This window comes from Enterobacter cloacae complex sp. I2 (assembly GCF_014896205.1).
Taxonomy (GTDB): Bacteria; Pseudomonadota; Gammaproteobacteria; order Enterobacterales; family Enterobacteriaceae; genus Enterobacter; species Enterobacter quasihormaechei.
Window position 1 is genome coordinate 1 of record NZ_JADBRA010000001.1, and the last position, 17,496, is coordinate 17,496.

The 17,496-nt window shown below is 53.9% G+C and carries 19 protein-coding genes and 1 other annotated feature; of the genes, 7 read left to right on the plus strand and 12 right to left on the minus strand.

The window, feature by feature from the left end:
- Positions 1-355 precede the first annotated feature (355 nt).
- The 3 genes from clpB to rluD form a co-directional block, all read right to left on the minus strand.
- Entirely contained in the window at positions 356-2,929 is a 2,574-nt protein-coding gene (clpB, locus tag IM300_RS00005) for an ATP-dependent chaperone ClpB (RefSeq protein WP_063450038.1), read from the minus strand.
- A 129-nt stretch (positions 2,930-3,058) separates the two neighbouring features.
- Positions 3,059-3,790 carry a purine nucleoside phosphorylase YfiH gene (gene yfiH / locus IM300_RS00010; protein WP_193034709.1) on the minus strand — a complete coding sequence of 244 codons (732 nt, stop codon included), beginning with the start codon at positions 3,788-3,790 and terminating at the stop codon, positions 3,059-3,061.
- The gene (gene rluD / locus IM300_RS00015) at positions 3,787-4,767 is read right to left on the minus strand and encodes a 23S rRNA pseudouridine(1911/1915/1917) synthase RluD (protein WP_063450040.1); all 981 of its coding nucleotides are present in this window, start codon (positions 4,765-4,767) and stop codon (positions 3,787-3,789) included. The genes yfiH and rluD overlap by 4 nt, the downstream gene beginning before the upstream one ends.
- 131 nt (positions 4,768-4,898) lie before the next feature.
- On the opposite strand from rluD, the gene bamD reads away from it, so the two are divergent.
- The 4 genes from bamD (at position 4,899) to pheA (ending at position 7,666) form a co-directional block, all read left to right on the plus strand.
- A complete protein-coding gene (bamD, locus tag IM300_RS00020; protein WP_063450041.1) occupies positions 4,899-5,636 on the plus strand; it encodes an outer membrane protein assembly factor BamD in 738 nt (245 codons plus the stop codon).
- A 267-nt stretch (positions 5,637-5,903) separates the two neighbouring features.
- Entirely contained in the window at positions 5,904-6,245 is a 342-nt protein-coding gene (gene raiA / locus IM300_RS00025) for a ribosome-associated translation inhibitor RaiA (RefSeq protein WP_008502470.1), read from the plus strand.
- Between the two features lie 104 nt (positions 6,246-6,349).
- Positions 6,350-6,475: a sequence feature (Phe leader region), on the plus strand.
- Positions 6,351-6,398, plus strand: a complete 48-nt coding sequence (gene pheL, locus IM300_RS00030; protein WP_100229775.1) for a pheA operon leader peptide PheL — start codon at positions 6,351-6,353, stop codon at positions 6,396-6,398. (Overlaps the previous feature by 48 nt.)
- Before the next feature lie 30 nt (positions 6,476-6,505).
- Positions 6,506-7,666, plus strand: coding sequence for a bifunctional chorismate mutase/prephenate dehydratase (pheA, locus tag IM300_RS00035; protein ID WP_063865216.1), 1,161 nt, complete (start codon positions 6,506-6,508; stop codon positions 7,664-7,666).
- Here the strand turns inward: pheA and IM300_RS00040 are convergent.
- Genes IM300_RS00040 through aroF form a run of 3 tightly spaced genes read right to left on the minus strand, consistent with a single transcriptional unit; the run spans position 7,663 to position 10,798 of the window.
- Entirely contained in the window at positions 7,663-8,535 is an 873-nt protein-coding gene (locus tag IM300_RS00040) for an SMP-30/gluconolactonase/LRE family protein (RefSeq protein WP_193034711.1), read from the minus strand. The two genes, pheA and IM300_RS00040, sit on opposite strands and share 4 nt — an antisense overlap.
- A gap of 60 nt (positions 8,536-8,595) precedes the next feature.
- Positions 8,596-9,717 carry a bifunctional chorismate mutase/prephenate dehydrogenase gene (gene tyrA, locus IM300_RS00045; protein WP_063450044.1) on the minus strand — a complete coding sequence of 374 codons (1,122 nt, stop codon included), beginning with the start codon at positions 9,715-9,717 and terminating at the stop codon, positions 8,596-8,598.
- Positions 9,718-9,727: 10 nt separating this feature from the next.
- On the minus strand, positions 9,728-10,798 hold the full coding sequence (gene aroF, locus IM300_RS00050; RefSeq protein WP_063450045.1) for a 3-deoxy-7-phosphoheptulonate synthase AroF: 1,071 nt from the start codon (positions 10,796-10,798) through the stop codon (positions 9,728-9,730).
- Between the two features lie 479 nt (positions 10,799-11,277).
- Between aroF and IM300_RS00055 the strand changes: the two genes are divergently transcribed.
- From IM300_RS00055 to IM300_RS00065, 3 genes are read left to right on the plus strand one after another with little or no spacing between them, the layout of a single operon-like run.
- Positions 11,278-11,814 carry a YfiR family protein gene (locus IM300_RS00055; RefSeq protein ID WP_063865322.1) on the plus strand — a complete coding sequence of 179 codons (537 nt, stop codon included), beginning with the start codon at positions 11,278-11,280 and terminating at the stop codon, positions 11,812-11,814.
- Positions 11,807-13,027: a diguanylate cyclase DgcN gene (dgcN, locus tag IM300_RS00060; RefSeq protein WP_112792920.1), complete on the plus strand. Its 1,221-nt coding sequence runs from the start codon at positions 11,807-11,809 to the stop codon at positions 13,025-13,027. Before IM300_RS00055 ends, dgcN begins: the two co-directional genes overlap by 8 nt.
- Positions 13,028-13,039: 12 nt before the next feature.
- Positions 13,040-13,522 carry an OmpA family protein gene (locus tag IM300_RS00065; RefSeq protein WP_063450047.1) on the plus strand — a complete coding sequence of 161 codons (483 nt, stop codon included), beginning with the start codon at positions 13,040-13,042 and terminating at the stop codon, positions 13,520-13,522.
- A gap of 2 nt (positions 13,523-13,524) precedes the next feature.
- Here the strand turns inward: IM300_RS00065 and IM300_RS00070 are convergent, their stop codons facing one another.
- From IM300_RS00070 to rpsP, 6 genes are all read right to left on the minus strand, one after another.
- Positions 13,525-14,895: a PepSY domain-containing protein gene (locus IM300_RS00070; protein ID WP_193034713.1), complete on the minus strand. Its 1,371-nt coding sequence runs from the start codon at positions 14,893-14,895 to the stop codon at positions 13,525-13,527.
- A 38-nt stretch (positions 14,896-14,933) separates the two neighbouring features.
- The gene (locus tag IM300_RS00075; protein ID WP_063865223.1) at positions 14,934-15,338 is read right to left on the minus strand and encodes a DUF2946 domain-containing protein; all 405 of its coding nucleotides are present in this window, start codon (positions 15,336-15,338) and stop codon (positions 14,934-14,936) included.
- Positions 15,339-15,470: 132 nt separating this feature from the next.
- A complete protein-coding gene (gene rplS / locus IM300_RS00080) occupies positions 15,471-15,818 on the minus strand; it encodes a 50S ribosomal protein L19 (RefSeq protein WP_002914145.1) in 348 nt (115 codons plus the stop codon).
- A 43-nt stretch (positions 15,819-15,861) separates the two neighbouring features.
- On the minus strand, positions 15,862-16,629 hold the full coding sequence (gene trmD, locus IM300_RS00085) for a tRNA (guanosine(37)-N1)-methyltransferase TrmD (RefSeq protein WP_014832949.1): 768 nt from the start codon (positions 16,627-16,629) through the stop codon (positions 15,862-15,864).
- A 30-nt stretch (positions 16,630-16,659) separates the two neighbouring features.
- Complete coding sequence (gene rimM, locus IM300_RS00090) at positions 16,660-17,199, minus strand: ribosome maturation factor RimM (protein WP_006811638.1); 540 nt, start codon at positions 17,197-17,199, stop codon at positions 16,660-16,662.
- 15 nt (positions 17,200-17,214) lie between these two features.
- Positions 17,215-17,463, minus strand: coding sequence for a 30S ribosomal protein S16 (gene rpsP / locus IM300_RS00095; RefSeq protein WP_022649067.1), 249 nt, complete (start codon positions 17,461-17,463; stop codon positions 17,215-17,217).
- Positions 17,464-17,496 lie beyond the last annotated feature (33 nt).

A 17,496-nucleotide genomic window follows, 5' to 3' on the forward strand; every position in this document is an offset into this window, starting at 1 on the left:
TCGTCTTGCGACGTTAAGAATCCATGTCACTTTGAGTGCCCACACAGATTGTCTGATAAATTGTTAAAGAGCAGTGCCGCTACGTTTTCGCTGCGGCGCGGGGTGTGCATATTACGCTTTCCCGCTTCAGAGTCAAGCGTTTATTTCGCTTTTCTCTGCTGACCCGGCGGCTTGCGTGCCGTTGTTCCGTGTCAGTGGAGGCGCATTATAGGGAGTAATTCTGAACCTGCAAGCGTAAAGTGAAAATTATTTACTGACCGCTCACTTTCCAGGCAAACCACCCTCCAGACCTCAATTTTCGCCTGGTTTTTAAACAAAAACGAGCCGCAAGCGGCCCGTTTTTGCGTTTTGTGACTTACTGCACTGCCACAATGCGATCGTCGTTGGCTTCCAGACGGATAACTTTGCCCGGAACCAGCTCCCCGGAGAGAATTTGCTGCGCAAGCGGGTTTTCGATCTGCTGCTGGATGGCACGTTTTAACGGACGCGCGCCATAAACAGGATCGTAACCATTCTCGCTCAGCAGTTTCAGCGCATCATCCGAGATGTGGATTTCATACCCACGGTCTTCCAGACGCTTGTACAGACGCTGCAACTGGATCTGTGCAATCGACGCGATGTGTTTCTCACCCAGCGGATGGAACACGACCACTTCATCAATACGGTTGATGAACTCCGGACGGAAGTTTTGGCTGACCACACCCAGCACCAGATCTTTCATATGGCTGTAATCCAGCTCACCGAAGCGTTCCTGTATCAAATCGGAACCCAGGTTCGAGGTCATGATCACCACCGTGTTACGGAAGTCGACCGTTCTCCCCTGCCCGTCCGTCAGGCGTCCATCATCCAGTACCTGCAACAGGATGTTAAACACGTCAGGGTGTGCCTTTTCCACTTCATCCAACAGGATGACGGAGTAAGGACGACGGCGAACCGCTTCCGTCAGGTAACCGCCCTCTTCATAACCGACATATCCCGGAGGCGCACCGACCAGACGCGAGACGGAGTGTTTCTCCATAAACTCGGACATATCAATACGCACCATCGCGTCATCGCTGTCGAACATAAAGTTAGCCAGCGCTTTACACAGCTCGGTTTTACCGACACCGGTTGGCCCCAGGAACAAGAACGAGCCGATTGGACGATTCGGATCGGACAGCCCTGCACGGCTACGACGAATGGCGTTAGATACCGCTTCGACCGCTTCGTTCTGGCCAATAACGCGCTGATGCAGATCCTGCTCCATACGCAGCAGTTTCTCGCGTTCGCTTTCCATCATGCGAGCCACAGGAATACCCGTCCAGCGCGCCAGCACTTCGGCAATCTCGGCATCCGTCACTTTATTACGCAACAGACGCATGGTTTTGCCTTCCGACTGCGTGGCGATCTCAAGCTGTTTTTCCAGCTCAGGGATCTTGCCGTACTGTAGCTCGGACATCCGCGCCAGGTCCCCTACGCGACGCGCCTGCTCAATGGCAATTTTCGCCTGCTCCAGCTCAGCCTTGATTGTCTGGGTGCCAGAGAGGGAGGCTTTCTCAGCTTTCCACTCTTCTTCCAGCTCAGAATACTGACGCTCTTTCTCATCCAGCTCTTCGTTGAGCATATCGAGGCGTTTCTTACTCGCTTCATCAGACTCTTTGTTCAGCGCCTGCTGTTCCAGCTTGAGCTGAATAATGCGGCGATCGAGTCGGTCTAACTCTTCCGGCTTCGAGTCAATCTGCATGCGGATACTGGACGCGGCTTCATCGATAAGGTCGATGGCTTTATCCGGCAGCTGACGATCGGCGATATAACGATGCGAAAGCGTCGCCGCCGCAACGATGGCCGGATCAGTGATCTGCACGTGATGGTGCAGTTCATAGCGCTCTTTCAGACCGCGCAAAATAGCGATGGTATCTTCAACGCTTGGTTCAGCGACAAACACCTTCTGGAAACGACGCTCCAGCGCGGCATCTTTTTCAATGTACTGACGATACTCGTCCAGCGTGGTGGCACCGACGCAGTGAAGTTCACCACGCGCCAGCGCAGGTTTCAGCATGTTCCCGGCATCCATTGCGCCGTCAGCTTTACCGGCCCCAACCATGGTATGCAGTTCGTCAATAAACAGGATGACGTTACCTTCCTGTTTCGCCAGATCGTTCAACACGCCTTTCAGACGCTCTTCGAACTCGCCGCGATATTTCGCCCCGGCCACCAGCGCGCCCATATCCAGAGCCAGCACCCGGCGGCCTTTCAGCCCTTCAGGCACTTCACCATTAACGATACGTTGCGCCAGCCCTTCAACGATGGCGGTTTTACCGACGCCGGGCTCACCAATCAGCACCGGGTTGTTTTTGGTACGACGTTGCAGTACCTGGATAGTCCGGCGAATTTCTTCGTCACGGCCGATCACCGGGTCAAGCTTGCCCTGCTCGGCACGTTCGGTCAGGTCGACCGTAAATTTCTTCAAAGCCTGACGTTGGTCTTCGGCTCCCTGATCGTTCACGCTTTCACCTCCGCGCATTTTCTCAATCGCCTGGGTCACATTGGCGGTGGTTGCACCGGCGGATTTCAGCAGGTCGGTCAAGGTACCGCGTGATTCAAGCGCCGCCAGAACAAACAGCTCTGACGAAATAAAGTTGTCCCCACGTTTTTGCGCCAGCTTGTCGCAAAGGTTCAGCACACGCACCAGATCCTGCGACGGCTGGACGTCGCCACCGGTACCTTCTACCTGTGGTAAACGGCTCAGCGCCTGATCGATGGCGGTGCGTAACTGGCCGGCATTAATGCCAGCGGACGTTAATAAAGGACGTACCGATCCCCCTTCCTGATTCAGCAAGGCGCTCATTAAATGAAGAGGTTCGATAAACTGGTTGTCGTGCCCCAGTGCGAGGGACTGGGCATCGGCGAGAGCAAGCTGGAATTTATTAGTAAGACGATCCAGACGCATAACTCCTCCCATAACAGGTCAAATTTGCTACTGGAGATTAAATGAGGTCATCCCTCAATTATTCAAGGTTAATAACCTGAATTATGTGAAAAGAAAACGGCGCGTGCCGGATCGTCTTGATTCTTTAGGTTATATCAGCCAAATGAAACTTGCCATACGGCCTGTCGTCTTGTCGCGGCGATAGGAGAAAAAATCACCCTTTTCGGTGAAGGTACAGCGATCGCCGCCGAAGATCTGCGTCACCCCAACGTTATTCAAACGTTGACGGGCCAACTGATAAATATCGGCCAGATATTTGTCACCGGAAGCCACAAACGCGTCAACCGCTTGCGGATCTTTTTCCATAAAGGCTTCGCGCACTTCAGGGCCTACCTCAAACGCCTGCGGGCCAATCGCCGGGCCAAGCCAGGCAATGATATTCGCGGGAGTGTCCCGGAAACAGGCGACGGTCTCTTCCAGCACGCCTTCGCACAGCCCGCGCCATCCGGCATGGGCAGCAGCCACTTCAGTTCCCGCCTGATTGCAGAACAACACAGGCAGGCAATCGGCGGTCATCACCGCGCAAACCGTTCCCGGCGTATTGCTGTACGAGGCATCGGCGCGTTTAGACGCGTAAGGCTCACCCGACAGCGTCAGCACCGCTTTACCGTGCACCTGCTCAAGCCAGACCGGTTTTGAAGGAAGGTTTCCCGCAGCAAAAAGGCGCTTACGGTTCTCTTCAACGTGTTCCGGGTTATCGCCACAGTGCGCGCCGAGGTTCAGAGACTCCCATGCGCCCTGGCTCACGCCACCGACACGGGTCGAACTACAGGCGGCCACGCCTTCAGGCAGCGGCCACTCCGGGACAATCAGCTTGGTCATAACCAGTCCACGTGATCCTTATGTTCTTCGAAATCTGCGCGCATCGCGTCGATAAGTTCCACCATATCCTGTGGGATCGGCGCATGCCATTCCATCTGAATTCCGGTAATGGGATGGTAAAGACGCAGCATCGTCGCATGCAGCGCCTGACGATCGAATTTACGCAGCACGGAGATGAATTCATCCGACGCCCCTTTTGGTGGACGCGGACGACCGCCGTAAACCGGGTCACCCACCAGCGGATGGGTAATATGCGCCATGTGCACGCGGATCTGATGGGTACGCCCGGTTTCCAGACGCAGACGCAGGCGCGTATGAATACGGAAATGCTCCATGATGCGGTAGTGGGTCACCGCCGGTTTACCCATCGGGTGCACGGACATATGCGTACGCTTGGTTGGGTGACGGCTAATCGGCTCTTCCACCGTGCCGCCAGAGGTCATATGACCAATGGCCACCGCCTCATACTCACGCGTGATTTCGCGCAGCTGTAAAGATTCCACCAGGCGCGTCTGCGCGGGAATCGTCTTCGCCACCACCATCAGACCCGTAGTGTCTTTATCCAGACGGTGAACGATCCCGGCACGCGGTACGTCAGCAATCGGCGGATAATAATGAAGGAGTGCGTTAAGTACCGTACCGTCAGGATTGCCCGCGCCCGGATGAACAACAAAATCGCGCGGCTTGTTGATGACCAGAATATCGTCATCTTCGTAGACGATCTCCAGGGGGATGTCCTGCGGCTCGAAGCGAATTTCCTCTTCGATTTCAGCATTGATGGCGACAGCTTCCCCACCAAACACTTTCTCTTTAGGTTTGTCCCAGATCTTGCCGTTTACCAGTACGCGCTGGTCAAGGATCCATTCTTTTATGCGTGAACGCGAATAATCAGGGAACAATTCGGCCAAAGCCTGATCTAAGCGTTGACCGAGCTGATTTTCGGAGACTGTTGCGGTGAGTTCTACTCGTTGTGCCATAAACTGCTTCTTCGTTTAACGTTGGGTTTTACGGCTTTGCCGTTTAATATAGTGTGCTATTGTAGCTGGTCTTAATCGGGAGCAGGAACTGAGTTTCTCCCGGACAAACATTTGAGGAAAGTCAAAACGTCATGACGCGCATGAAATATCTGGTGGCAGCGGCCACGTTGAGCCTGGCTTTGGTGGGCTGCTCCGGTTCGAATGAACAGGTCCCTGACAATCCGCCGAATGAAATCTATGCGACTGCACAACAAAAGTTGCAGGACGGTAACTGGAAACAGGCGATAACGCAACTGGAAGCGTTGGATAATCGCTATCCGTTTGGTCCGTATTCGCAGCAGGTACAGTTAGATCTTATCTACGCCTACTACAAAAACGCCGATCTGCCGCTGGCTCAGGCAACCATCGATCGTTTCATGCGTCTGAACCCTACCCATCCTAACATCGATTACGTGATGTACATGCGCGGCCTGACTAACATGGCGCTGGATGACAGTGCATTGCAGGGCTTCTTCGGGGTGGATCGTTCTGACCGTGACCCGCAACATGCGCGTGATGCTTTCAATGACTTCTCCAAACTGGTGCGTAGCTACCCGAACAGCCAGTACATTACCGATGCCACTAAGCGTCTGGTGTTCCTAAAAAATCGTCTGGCGAAATACGAGTACTCCGTTGCGGAATACTACACCCGCCGCGGCGCATGGGTTGCCGTGGTTAACCGTGTAGAAGGCATGCTGCGTGATTATCCGGATACGCAGGCCACGCGTGATGGCCTGAAGCTGATGGAGAATGCATATCGCCAGATGCAGATGACGGCTCAGGCTGACAAAGTGGCGAAAATTATTGCCGCGAACAGCAGCAATACCTGATACCGCTACAACGTAAAACGGCAGCCCGCAGGCTGCCGTTTTTTTATTCACCCAGACTTCCGCTGAAGCGGTTTAGCCTCAACACATCCAGTCAACTATGACCGCAATTGCTGGCTTCGACAAGGTAAATCTCACCTCTTCCTGCCCTGCCTCACAAAAAAGATTCCCTGACAAAAACCGACAAAATAACGTGATCTAAATCACACATTTTGACATTAGGTCGGGTATGCTGGAATCACCAAGACGGAAAGACAAGAGGTAAAATTTATGACAATGAACATTACCAGTAAACAAATGGAAATTACTCCGGCAATCCGCCAGCACGTCGCAGACCGTCTCGCCAAACTGGATAAATGGCAAACACATTTGATTAACCCACATATCATCCTGTCTAAGGAGCCGCAGGGTTTCATCGCTGATGCAACTATCAATACTCCAAACGGCCATCTGGTCGCCAGCGCAAAACACGAGGATATGTACACCGCAATTAACGATTTGATCAACAAGCTGGAACGGCAGCTCAATAAAGTGCAACACAAAGGTGAAGCCCGTCGCGCCACAACGTCGGTGAAAGACGCCAGCTTCGCGGAAGAAGTTGAAGAAGAGTAATCCTCTAAAATTGAGTGTACCGACAACGCGCCTCCGGGCGCGTTTTTTATTGACAGGATCAAAACAGTACAGGTACTTTAACCCTATCAATTTCAGGACGACCTTATGAAACAGACGCCGTTTTTCTTCGCATTCTTTTTTACCTTCCCCTGACCGGGAGGCGTTTCGTCGTGTGATAAAGAATGCGAAGACGAACAACAAGGCCTCCCACACCGGGAGGCCTTTTTTATTGATAACGATAAATTGAGACAGACAACACTATGACACCGGAAAACCCGCTCCTGGATTTGCGCGTAAAGATCAGCGCTCTCGATGAAAAATTACTGGCCCTGCTGGCAGAACGCCGCGCCCTCGCCGTTGAAGTGGGCAAAGCCAAGCTGGATTCCCATCGGCCGGTACGCGATATCGATCGCGAACGTGATTTACTGGAACGGTTAATTCAGCTCGGCAAAGCGCATCATCTGGATGCCCACTACATCACCCGCCTGTTCCAGCTCATCATCGAAGATTCCGTTCTGACGCAGCAAGCCTTGCTCCAGCAGCATCTGAACAAAACTAACCCACACTCTGCGCGCATCGCATTTCTCGGCCCGAAAGGCTCCTATTCTCATCTGGCGGCTCGCCAGTACGCCGCCCGCCATTTCGAAGAGTTTATTGAGAGCGGTTGTGCGAAATTTGCAGACATTTTCAACCAGGTCGAAACCGGCCAGGCGGATTACGCCGTGGTGCCTATCGAGAACACCAGCTCCGGCGCCATCAACGATGTTTACGATCTGCTCCAGCACACCAGCCTGTCGCTGGTCGGTGAGCTGACTATCCCTATCGATCACTGTGTGCTGGTCGCTGGCTCAACGGACCTGAGTCAGATCGAAACGGTTTACAGCCACCCGCAGCCATTCCAGCAGTGCAGCCAGTTCCTGAACCGTTATCCGCACTGGAAAATTGAGTACACCGAAAGCACCTCGGCGGCGATGGAAAAAGTGGCGCAGGCAAACTCCCCTGCCGTCGCGGCACTCGGTAGCGAAGCGGGCGGCGCGCTGTATGGCTTACAGGTGCTGGAGCGCAATCTGGCTAACCAGACGCAGAATATCACCCGTTTCGTGGTTCTGGCCCGCAAGGCCATCAACGTGTCCGATCAGGTACCGGCGAAAACCACCCTGCTGATGGCGACCGGACAGCAGGCGGGCGCGCTGGTTGAAGCGCTGCTGGTGCTGCGTAATCACAACCTGATCATGACGAAGCTGGAGTCCCGCCCAATCCACGGCAATCCGTGGGAAGAGATGTTCTATCTCGACGTTCAGGCCAACCTGGAATCTGCATCCATGCAGAAAGCCCTGCGCGAGCTGGGCGAGATCACCCGCTCCATGAAAGTGCTGGGATGCTATCCGAGCGAAAACGTGGTCCCGGTCGATCCGGCTTAACGTTCGATAAAGCGGCTTTTCTTCATCCCTGCCACATTTACGGGCAGGGTGAAGATAGCCCCGGAAAGCGGGAATTTTGCCAGCTCCTCCGCCTCCATGTTTTCCCGCGTGGTGGTGATAAACAGCGTTTTCATATCGTCGCCGCCAAAGCAGACCATTGTCGGGCAACGTACCGGCAGCCGGTGCTCTTCCAGCTGTTCTCCCTGCGGGGAAAACCGCGCTATACGCCAGCCGTCAAACAGCGCGCTCCAGTAGCAGCCTTCCTCATCCATTGCCGCACCGTCGGGAATACCTTCTCCCTCGCTAAAACGGCGAAATTCTTCGCGCGTTCCGGGCTCAGCCTGCTCATCAAGCGGCGTACGGTAGATCACGCCGTTCGGCGTATCAGAGGTAAACATCCACCGTTTGTCAGGGCTAAACGCTAAACCGTTATGCCCCTGAATATCGCACTGGATCACTTTCGGCGTCAGGTCGTTGTCGATACGCATCAGCATGGCGCCGTTATAATCTCCCGGCCCCCAGAATGTGCCCGCGTAAAACCGTCCCAGATGGTCGGTGCCACCGTCATTAAAGCGTGCAAGCAGCGGATTAGACGGGTTATCGCAAACCTTACGCTGGAGCAGGCCGTGTTTATCGGCCAGCCAGATGGCGTTACGCATCGCGACGATAAATCCGCCGCGTTCACGCAGGGCAAAACACCCGACTTCTTCATGAAATGAGAGCACCGAGTGTTCCGCGGTGGGCAGATGATACCGATGGATCTCCCCTTCCAGAATATCTGCCCAGTAGAGCGCATTTTCTTCTGCACTCCACGTCGGGCATTCGGGCAGATGCCCGGTATAGTTCAACAGCAGCTGCGGTTCAGCCATAACAGATCCCCAAAATGAAAAAAGCCAGCATTGCTGGCTTTCAGTATATACATCATCCGATTACTGGCGACTGTCATTTGCCTGGCGCAACAGCGTGCGGCTTTCGCTCTGGAATCGCGTGGCGTAATCACCGAACCAGTGCTCCACTTTACGGAAACTGTCGATAAAGGCCTGTTTATCGCCCTGCTCCAGCAAGGTGATCGCTTCGCCAAAACGCTGATAATAACGTTTGATCAGTGCCAGGTTGTTTTCAGACGACATAATGATGTCGGCATAAAGCTGTGGATCCTGCGCAAACAGTCGCCCGACCATCGCCAGCTCGAGACGATAGATTGGCGAGGAAAGCGCCAGCAATTGTTCAAGCTGAACGTTCTCTTCCGCCAGGTGCAGCCCATAGGCGAAAGTTGCAAAGTGGCGCAGCGCCTGAATAAACGCCATATTCTGGTCATGCTCTACCGCGCTAATGCGGTGTAAACGCGCCCCCCAGACCTGAATCTGTTCCAGGAACCACTGGTAGGCTTCCGGCTGCCGTCCGTCACAGTAAACCACGACCTGTTTCGCCAGGCTGCCGCTGTCCGGGCCAAACATCGGATGCAACCCAAGCACAGGGCCGGTGTGTGCCGCCAGCATGGCCTGTAGCGGACCATTTTTAACGGAGGCCAAATCCACCAGAATGCAATCTTCCGGCAGGGGAGGAAGTTTACCGATGATCTGCTCCGTCACGTGGATCGGCACGCTGACGATAACCATACCGGCGTCTTTCATCCGCTCCGCCGCGTGCGGCCAGTCCTCTTTCTCCAGAATGCGCACCTGATAGCCAGAGAGCGTCAGCATTTTTTCAAACAGACGCCCCATCTGCCCGCCGCCACCGACGATAACCACCGGACGCAGCGACGGACAGAGGGTTTTGAAGCCCTTGTCGTTTTCGCTGGAATAGGACTCGCGCATCACGCGGCGCAGGACGTCTTCAATCAAATCAGGTGAAACGCCCAGGGCCTGCGCCTCTTTACGGCGGGAGGCGAGCATAGAGGCCTCGCGCTCCGGAACGTAAATCGGCAGGCCGTATTTGCTTTTCACTTCGCCGACCTCAGCAACCAGCGCCATGCGGCGCGCCAGAAGATCCAGCAGCGCCTTATCCACTTCATCAATTTGATCGCGTAATGCGGTCAATTCAGCAACCATAACTACCCTCTTAAGCCAGACGCGTCGCCAGCTGGCCGTTCAAATCTTTGTGGATCTCACGCAGCAGCGCATCGGTAGTTTCCCAGCTGATACAGGCATCCGTGACGGAGACGCCGGGCTTCATCGCGCTGCGCGGCTGTTCCGATGACTGATTGCCTTCATGAATATTACTTTCAATCATCAAGCCGATAATTGAACGGTTGCCATCTTTAATCTGTGCAATCACAGACTCTGCAACCGCTGGCTGGCGACGGTAATCTTTATTCGAATTACCATGACTGCAATCTACCATTAGCGCCGGGCGCAGTCCTGCCTGTTCCATCTCTTTTTCACACTGCGCAACGTCAGCCGGGCTGTAGTTCGGGGCTTTACCGCCGCGGAGGATCACGTGACCGTCCGGGTTGCCCTGGGTTTGCAGCAGGCATACCTGGCCCGCCTGGTTGATCCCAACAAAACGGTGCGGCATTGCGGCGGCGCGCATGGCGTTAATCGCCGTCGCCAGGCTGCCGTCGGTACCGTTTTTAAAACCAACCGGCATAGACAGACCAGACGCCATCTCGCGGTGGGTTTGTGATTCGGTGGTGCGCGCGCCAATCGCGGACCAGCTAAACAGATCGCCAAGGTACTGCGGGCTGTTCGGATCCAGCGCTTCGGTTGCCAGCGGCAGGCCCATGCTGACCAGTTCCACCAGCAGGCGACGCGCAATTTTCAGTCCTGCTTCCACGTCAAACGAGCCATCCATGTGCGGATCGTTGATCAATCCTTTCCAGCCAACCGTCGTGCGTGGCTTTTCAAAATAGACGCGCATCACCAGATAGAGGCTATCGCTGACCTCCTCCGCTAATGCTTTAAATCGACGTGCGTACTCAATGGCGGTTTCAGGATCGTGAATAGAGCAAGGGCCGCATACCACCAGCAGACGCGGATCGCGGCCAGCGATAATGTCAGAAATGGTCTGGCGAGAATGCTCAATCTGAGCTTCCTGCGCGGCGCTCAGCGGAAACTCCGCCTTCAGTTGATCCGGGGTAATTAAAACCTGTTCATCAGTGATATGTACGTTGTTCAGCGCGTCTTTTTGCATGATTGCGATCCTGTAAAACTCGTTTGCGATAGTGGTTTTCCTCAAGGAGGTGACACAACGATACCACAACAAGTAAAGATTTCAATCCAAAATACGTACACTTTAATTTACAGAAACCATTTTAATGCCAAAAAATCAGGCTTAAAACGTAAACATAAAATTACACACGCGCATTTACTGCCCATCTACGCTCACGCAAGGAACACTATCCAGGCGCTGGCCGTGAGCTTAATAACCCTCTGGTGAATCGAAGGGAAACTTGGCTGGCACATGAATCCAGAAAACAAAGAATGAATGAAATTATGAATTCCAGCAGACTTAATCGAAACTGGCTTCATTCTCGGGAATATAATTCGCAGTAAGATTTAGCTTAGGTCAATACAGGGATATTTCTGACATAATGACGGCTTTAAGAAACAATGGTATTCTGCCGCAAATTCTTAAGGACATCTATTTCCGGGGCGGTTTGGCGGATTCTGATGAGAAATACATTCTTGATCGCTTTGCTTCACCTCCCCCTGGCGCTAATGCTGTTCATTTTAGTGAGTCCTGCAAGGGCAGGCTCGTTTACGGAAACGGATAAATCGGTACGTTCGATTGTTTCCGGTATTGTGAGCTACACCCGATGGCCAGCACTGTCCGGCCAGCCGAAGCTCTGTATTTATGCCTCTTCCCGTTACAGACAGGCGCTCAGCAGTGAAGATGTAAATAACCCGTTGCCCTATACCCCTGTCATTGTGCATAGCGATCGGGAAGCGCTCGCGGCAAGGTGTGATGCCCTCTATTTCGGGAGTGAGTCGCCGGCAACTCAACAGGAAATAATAAATCAATATCAAGGCCATGCGTTGCTATTAATGTCAGAGCAAAATCCTGAATGCGTTATTGGCAGCGCATTTTGTCTGATAATAGAGTCCAACCAGGTCAGGTTTTCCGTCAATCTGGACGCGCTGGCGCGCAGTGGCGTAAGAGTCAATCCGGATGTATTAATGCTCGCGCGGAATAAGAAGCATGAATAAGGATGTCATATCAACACCGCGTCCAACGTTTAAAAGAACGTTGCGGCGAATCAGCATGATAAGCGTCGTTATAACGATGACGTTTATATGGCTGCTGCTGTGTTTCGCTTCCGTAGTGACATTAAAGCAATACGCGCAAAAAAACCTCGAGCTCACCGGCGCCACCATGAGCCACAGCCTTGAAGCCTCTCTGGTGTTCAACGATGCCGTGGCGGCAAACGAAACGCTCGCGACCCTCGGTAAGCAGGGGCAGTTTGCCGTGGCGGAAGTGCTTAACGCGCATCATAAACGGTTTGCCTGGTGGTCATGGAACCCGGCGGATAATACCGACACGCTGGGCGCGCTGGTCAGCCGCTGGTTGTTCCCCGTTCCTGTCGCACAGCCCATCATGCATAACGGCAATGTGATTGGCGAAATTCGGCTGACCGCGCGAGACAGCCTGATTAGCCACTTTATCTGGCTGTCATTTGCGGTTCTCACCGGCTGCATTCTTATTGCCTCTGCCGTCGCATTAACCATCACACGCTCGCTACACCTTGGCATGGTCGCTGAAATGCAAAACATCACTGACGTTGTGCATGATGTCCGCACCAACCGCAACTTCTCTCGCCGGGTAACGGAAGGCCGGATTGAAGAGTTTCACCAGTTTGGCGAAGACTTCAACAGCCTGCTGGATGAAATGGAGGAGTGGCAGCTCAAGCTACAGGCCAAAAACGCGCAGCTGTTGCGTACCGCTATGCACGATCCGCTCACGGGGCTGGCAAACCGCGCCGCGTTTCGCAACAACATTGCGGCCTTGATGAATGACGCTTCGGCAAAAACCAATTCTGCCCTGCTCTTCCTGGACGGTGATAACTTCAAGTTTATCAACGACACCTGGGGTCATGCCGCGGGTGACTGCGTCCTGATCGAAGCCGCAAAAAGGATGGTCGAGTTTGGCGAAAAGCGTCATCAGTCTTACCGTCTCGGCGGCGACGAGTTTGCCATGATCCTGTACGGCGTCCATACCGAGCGTGAGGTGGAATATATTTGCGCCGCGCTGTCGCAGCAATTTATTCGTCCGTTTGATCTGCATAACGGGCACACAGCATCAATGTCACTCAGCATTGGCTTTGCTCTGGCGTGGGAAAATGGCTCCGTTGAGGCATTACTGGAGCAAGCCGATCGCAATATGTATCTGGTCAAGAACCAGCGTTCGAAAACAATATCCTGAAAGGAAGACGATATGTTAAAGCGATACTTTGCGCCGTTGTTACTGGCATCTCTGGCTATGTCCGGGTGTCAGACGCCGGACGGTAAATTCACACCAGCGCAAATTGCGGCCATGAAGTCCTACGGCTTTAACGAACTGAACGGCGACTGGTCTCTGGGCCTGTCGGATAAGATCCTGTTTGATAAAAATGACGCCAGACTGCGGCCAGAAAGTGAAACGCAGATCCAGACTATGGCCTCACGTCTGGCGGCAACCGGTCTGAATCACGCCCGGATGGACGGCCATACGGATAACTATGGTGAAGAGCGCTACAACGAAGCGCTTTCGTTAAAACGCGCCAACGTCGTGGCGGATGCCTGGGCGAAGGGCGCGAACATCCCGCGCAGCAACCTCACCACGCGGGGCTTAGGTAAAAAATACCCGGTCAGCAGTAACCGCACTGCGCAAGGGCGCGCTGAAAACCGCCGGGTTGCGGTGGTCATCAGCACGCCATAAGGCTATTTAACGGATGATCCGGCGAGCGACACGCCTGAAGCCGCTCGCCAGCGCAGCCAGTCGATTGCAATGAACACCGCCAGGCTGACGCCCATCACCGGCAACGCCAGCCCCAGCAGAACGCTTATCAGCAAGGTCACTCCCCTTCCCCACAGCGGCAATGCCAGCCAGCTTTGACAGAGCGTCTGAACCGGGTTCACGGCTGACGTTGCAGGCCGACGCATCCACCACATCCGATATCCCAGGATAATCAGCACGCACAGCGCAACACCAAACGCGATGAGCACCAGCTGATTTGCCAGACCAAACAGGATCCCCATATGGAAATCCACGCCCCAGCGGGTGAGTTTCGCCATCAGCGGAAAGTCCTCGAAGCGAGTGCCGTCCAGCACCTTCAGAGAGTGGGGATCCACGGCAACGGCATCAACCTGCGTCGGCCAGCTGCGATCGATTTCCGTCACCGTCCAGGCCTGGTCAGCCCTTTTTGCCGGGCGGATCTCAACTTTGTTCGCATCAATCCCCGACTGGCGAGCAGCCTGCAACACGCTGTCAAAAAGCGACAGCTCGACCGGCATGTCAGGCATCGTCATTGCACCGTGATGGCCACGGTGTTCGGCGTGTTCATCCATCATTTCCGGCGCACCGGAAAGCTGGGTATTAACCTGCGGCGTCAGCCAGTTCATCTCTGCCCGCAGCTTATCAACGTTACCCCCGGCCCATTGTGACCAGGTTAAACCGGTGGCTGAGAACAGCAGCATTCCCGCCAGCAGCGTCCAGCCTAACATCACATGCAGGCGACGACGATTCTGGAAACGGTTGTTAATGCGGCGCTTTGGTCGGGTATAGAACCACAGCGCGATACCGCCCAGGGCAGCAACCCACATCCAGGAGGCGGCTAACTCGCTATAGAGCCGCCCGAGGTTGCCCAGCATCAGCGAGGTATGCAGATAATCGATTGTCTGGCGCAGCGGTAAAATCCCGCTGGTGCCGTACACGGTCATATCCCCGCGTAGTTCAAGGCTAACAGGATCAACAAAGAGCGCCCGGTGCTCGGAGGGACCAAGCTTCGGGTCGGCAAACATCACGCGGGTCGTTTCGCCCTTTTCCAGCCCCGGACGAACGGCATGTAAACGCAGCGCTGAACCCACGGCGTTTTCTGCCACGGCAATTTGTTCAGCAAGAGGCTGCGCATCACCCACGGCATCCGTGTGGAGTGCGTTACGGTACAGCGCATTTTCAAGCTGCGGCGTTGCCACATACAGCGTACCGGTCAACGCGGCGAAGAAGATAAACGGACCGACAAACAGCCCGATGTAGAAATGGAGGCGACGCAGCAGGTTTCCCCATGCCGCGCGCGGAGTGCAGGTAGTCATACTTTTCCTTTTTAAGGCAAAAAGTGAGTGATTTTGTTTTAAAGGGAGAAAGCAGACCGCCGCGGCGGCGCGCGGGTATCAGGATAAAGCCAGGGGAAGAAGTGCCAGTGGCTGACCGCCTGACGAGGCGGCTTCAGCCGCATCCGCTGCAACACCACGCTGAGCAGAACGATAAGCGCCAGCATCACGCCCGGCACGTGCGCCAGCAGTACGCAGTAGCCGCACGCCTCCGCATGGTCAACCGGCATCGTGTGTGGCATATCGCCGTGATGCTCGTCCATCGACATCATGCTCATATCATGGTGCATGCCAGGCATCGCGCTCATGGGATCTTTTTGCAGCGAGACGGAGATCAGCGGCGCCACGACGATCAGCAGGATCGCAAACAGCGCGGTCAATGCCGCTGCGCGTTTCCAGCTATGCTGATGCAGTACGTTATCCACTTACCCTCCACCCAAGAGGCGAACATTGTAAATGATTTATGACGGAAGAGTTAACGCGAGAGGTGCAATGGGATAAAAAAAGGGCCAGCCTTTCGGCCAGCCCTTTCTAACAGGATGTCGCTTAAGCGAATCTTAGTTCAGACGCTCTTTAATACGAGCAGACTTACCAGTACGCTCACGCAGGTAGTACAGTTTAGCTTTACGTACAGCACCACGACGTTTAACAGCAATGCTGTCAACTACCGGAGAGTGAGTCTGGAAGACACGCTCAACGCCTTCGCCGTTGGAAATTTTACGAACAGTGAATGCAGAGTGCAGACCGCGGTTACGAATAGCGATAACCACGCCCTCGAATGCCTGCAGACGTTTTTTGGAACCTTCAACAACCCATACTTTCACTTCCACGGTGTCACCTGGACGGAAGGAAGGTACGTCCTGCTTCATCTGCTCTTGTTCAAGTTGCTTAATAATGTTGCTCATAATTTAATCTCTTATCCTGGGTAAACTGATATTCGGGAGCGTATTACGCATTCCCATCATGTTCATGCTGCTGGTGCGCGTGTTCAGTTTTGAACTCGGCCAGCAACTTTGCTTGCTCTTCAGTCAGAGCCAGGTTTTCCAGAAGTTCAGGTCTTCTAAGCCAGGTTCGGCCCAGCGACTGCTTCAAACGCCAGCGACGTATCTCGGCATGGTTTCCTGACAGTAACACTGCCGGTACTTCCATCCCTTCTAACACTTCAGGACGAGTATAGTGTGGACAGTCCAGCAATCCATCGGCAAAGGAATCTTCCGTTGCCGAAGCTTCATGGCCCAGAACACCCGGAATAAACCGGGCAACGGAGTCAATCAGCGTCATTGCGGGTAACTCACCACCGCTGAGAACGTAATCGCCGATAGACCATTCTTCGTCAATCTCGGTTTGAATTACGCGCTCATCTATCCCTTCGTAACGACCACAGACCAGAATCAGCTTTTGATTCGTCGCCAGTTCGCTCACGCCCGCTTGATCAAGCTTGCGTCCCTGAGGTGACAGATAAATCACCTTCGCGCCTTCACCTGCCGCGGCTTTTGCTGTGTGAATGGCGTCCCGTAAGGGTTGCACCATCATCAACATCCCCGGTCCGCCGCCGTAAGGACGATCGTCCACGGTACGGTGCCGGTCATGCGTGAAGTCACGCGGACTCCAGCTCTGGATGCTCAGCAGGCCATTCTTTACTGCCCGGCCAGTTACCCCGTAATCGGTAATCGCGCGGAACATTTCAGGAAACAGGCTAATTATGCCAATCCACATAGCGCCGTCTTTTACCGTTTATCCGGAGAATTAAAAACCAGGATCCCAATCTACTTCAATGGTTTGAGTAGCGAGATCGACTTTCTTGATAACCTGTCCATCGAGGAACGGGACCAACCGCTCCTTGATGCCAAATGCATCTTTCAGGTTTGCCTTAATGACGAGAACGTCATTTGACCCGGTTTCCATCATGTCGATGACTTTCCCCAGGCTGTAGCCTTCAGTGGTCACTACCTGGCAACCCATAAGGTCTTTCCAGTAGTAGTCGCCCTCTTCCAGCTGCGGCAACTGCGACGAATCCACGACAATTTCACAATTAGTCAGCGCATTCGCGGCATCACGATCGTCAATGCCTTTCAGCTTGATGATGATGTCCTGATTGTGGTGACGCCAGCTTTCCAGCTCGACCTCTTCCCACTTACCGGCTTTCTGGATAAACCAGGGCTGGTAATTAAAAATGCTATCAGCGTCTTCAGTGGAGGAAAACACTCTGAGCCAACCACGGATACCGTAGCAAGAACCCATTTTTCCCAATACGATCGGTTCAACAGGTGCTTTATTGCTCATCATGACCACCGTGACAGATTAAGCTGCTTTGTTTGCTGCTTTGATCAGCGTAGCAACGCGATCGGAAACAGTAGCGCCCTGGCCAACCCAGTGAGCGATACGATCCAGATCCAGACGGGTTTCTTCTTCTGCGCCAGAGGCCAGTGGGTTGAAGAAACCAACGCGCTCAATGAAGCGACCGTTGCGTGCATTACGGCTGTCAGTCACAACAACCTGGTAGAACGGACGCTTTTTAGCGCCGTGACGTGCTAAACGAATAGTTACCATAACATCCTCTTGTGTGAATAAAACAACCGGGCC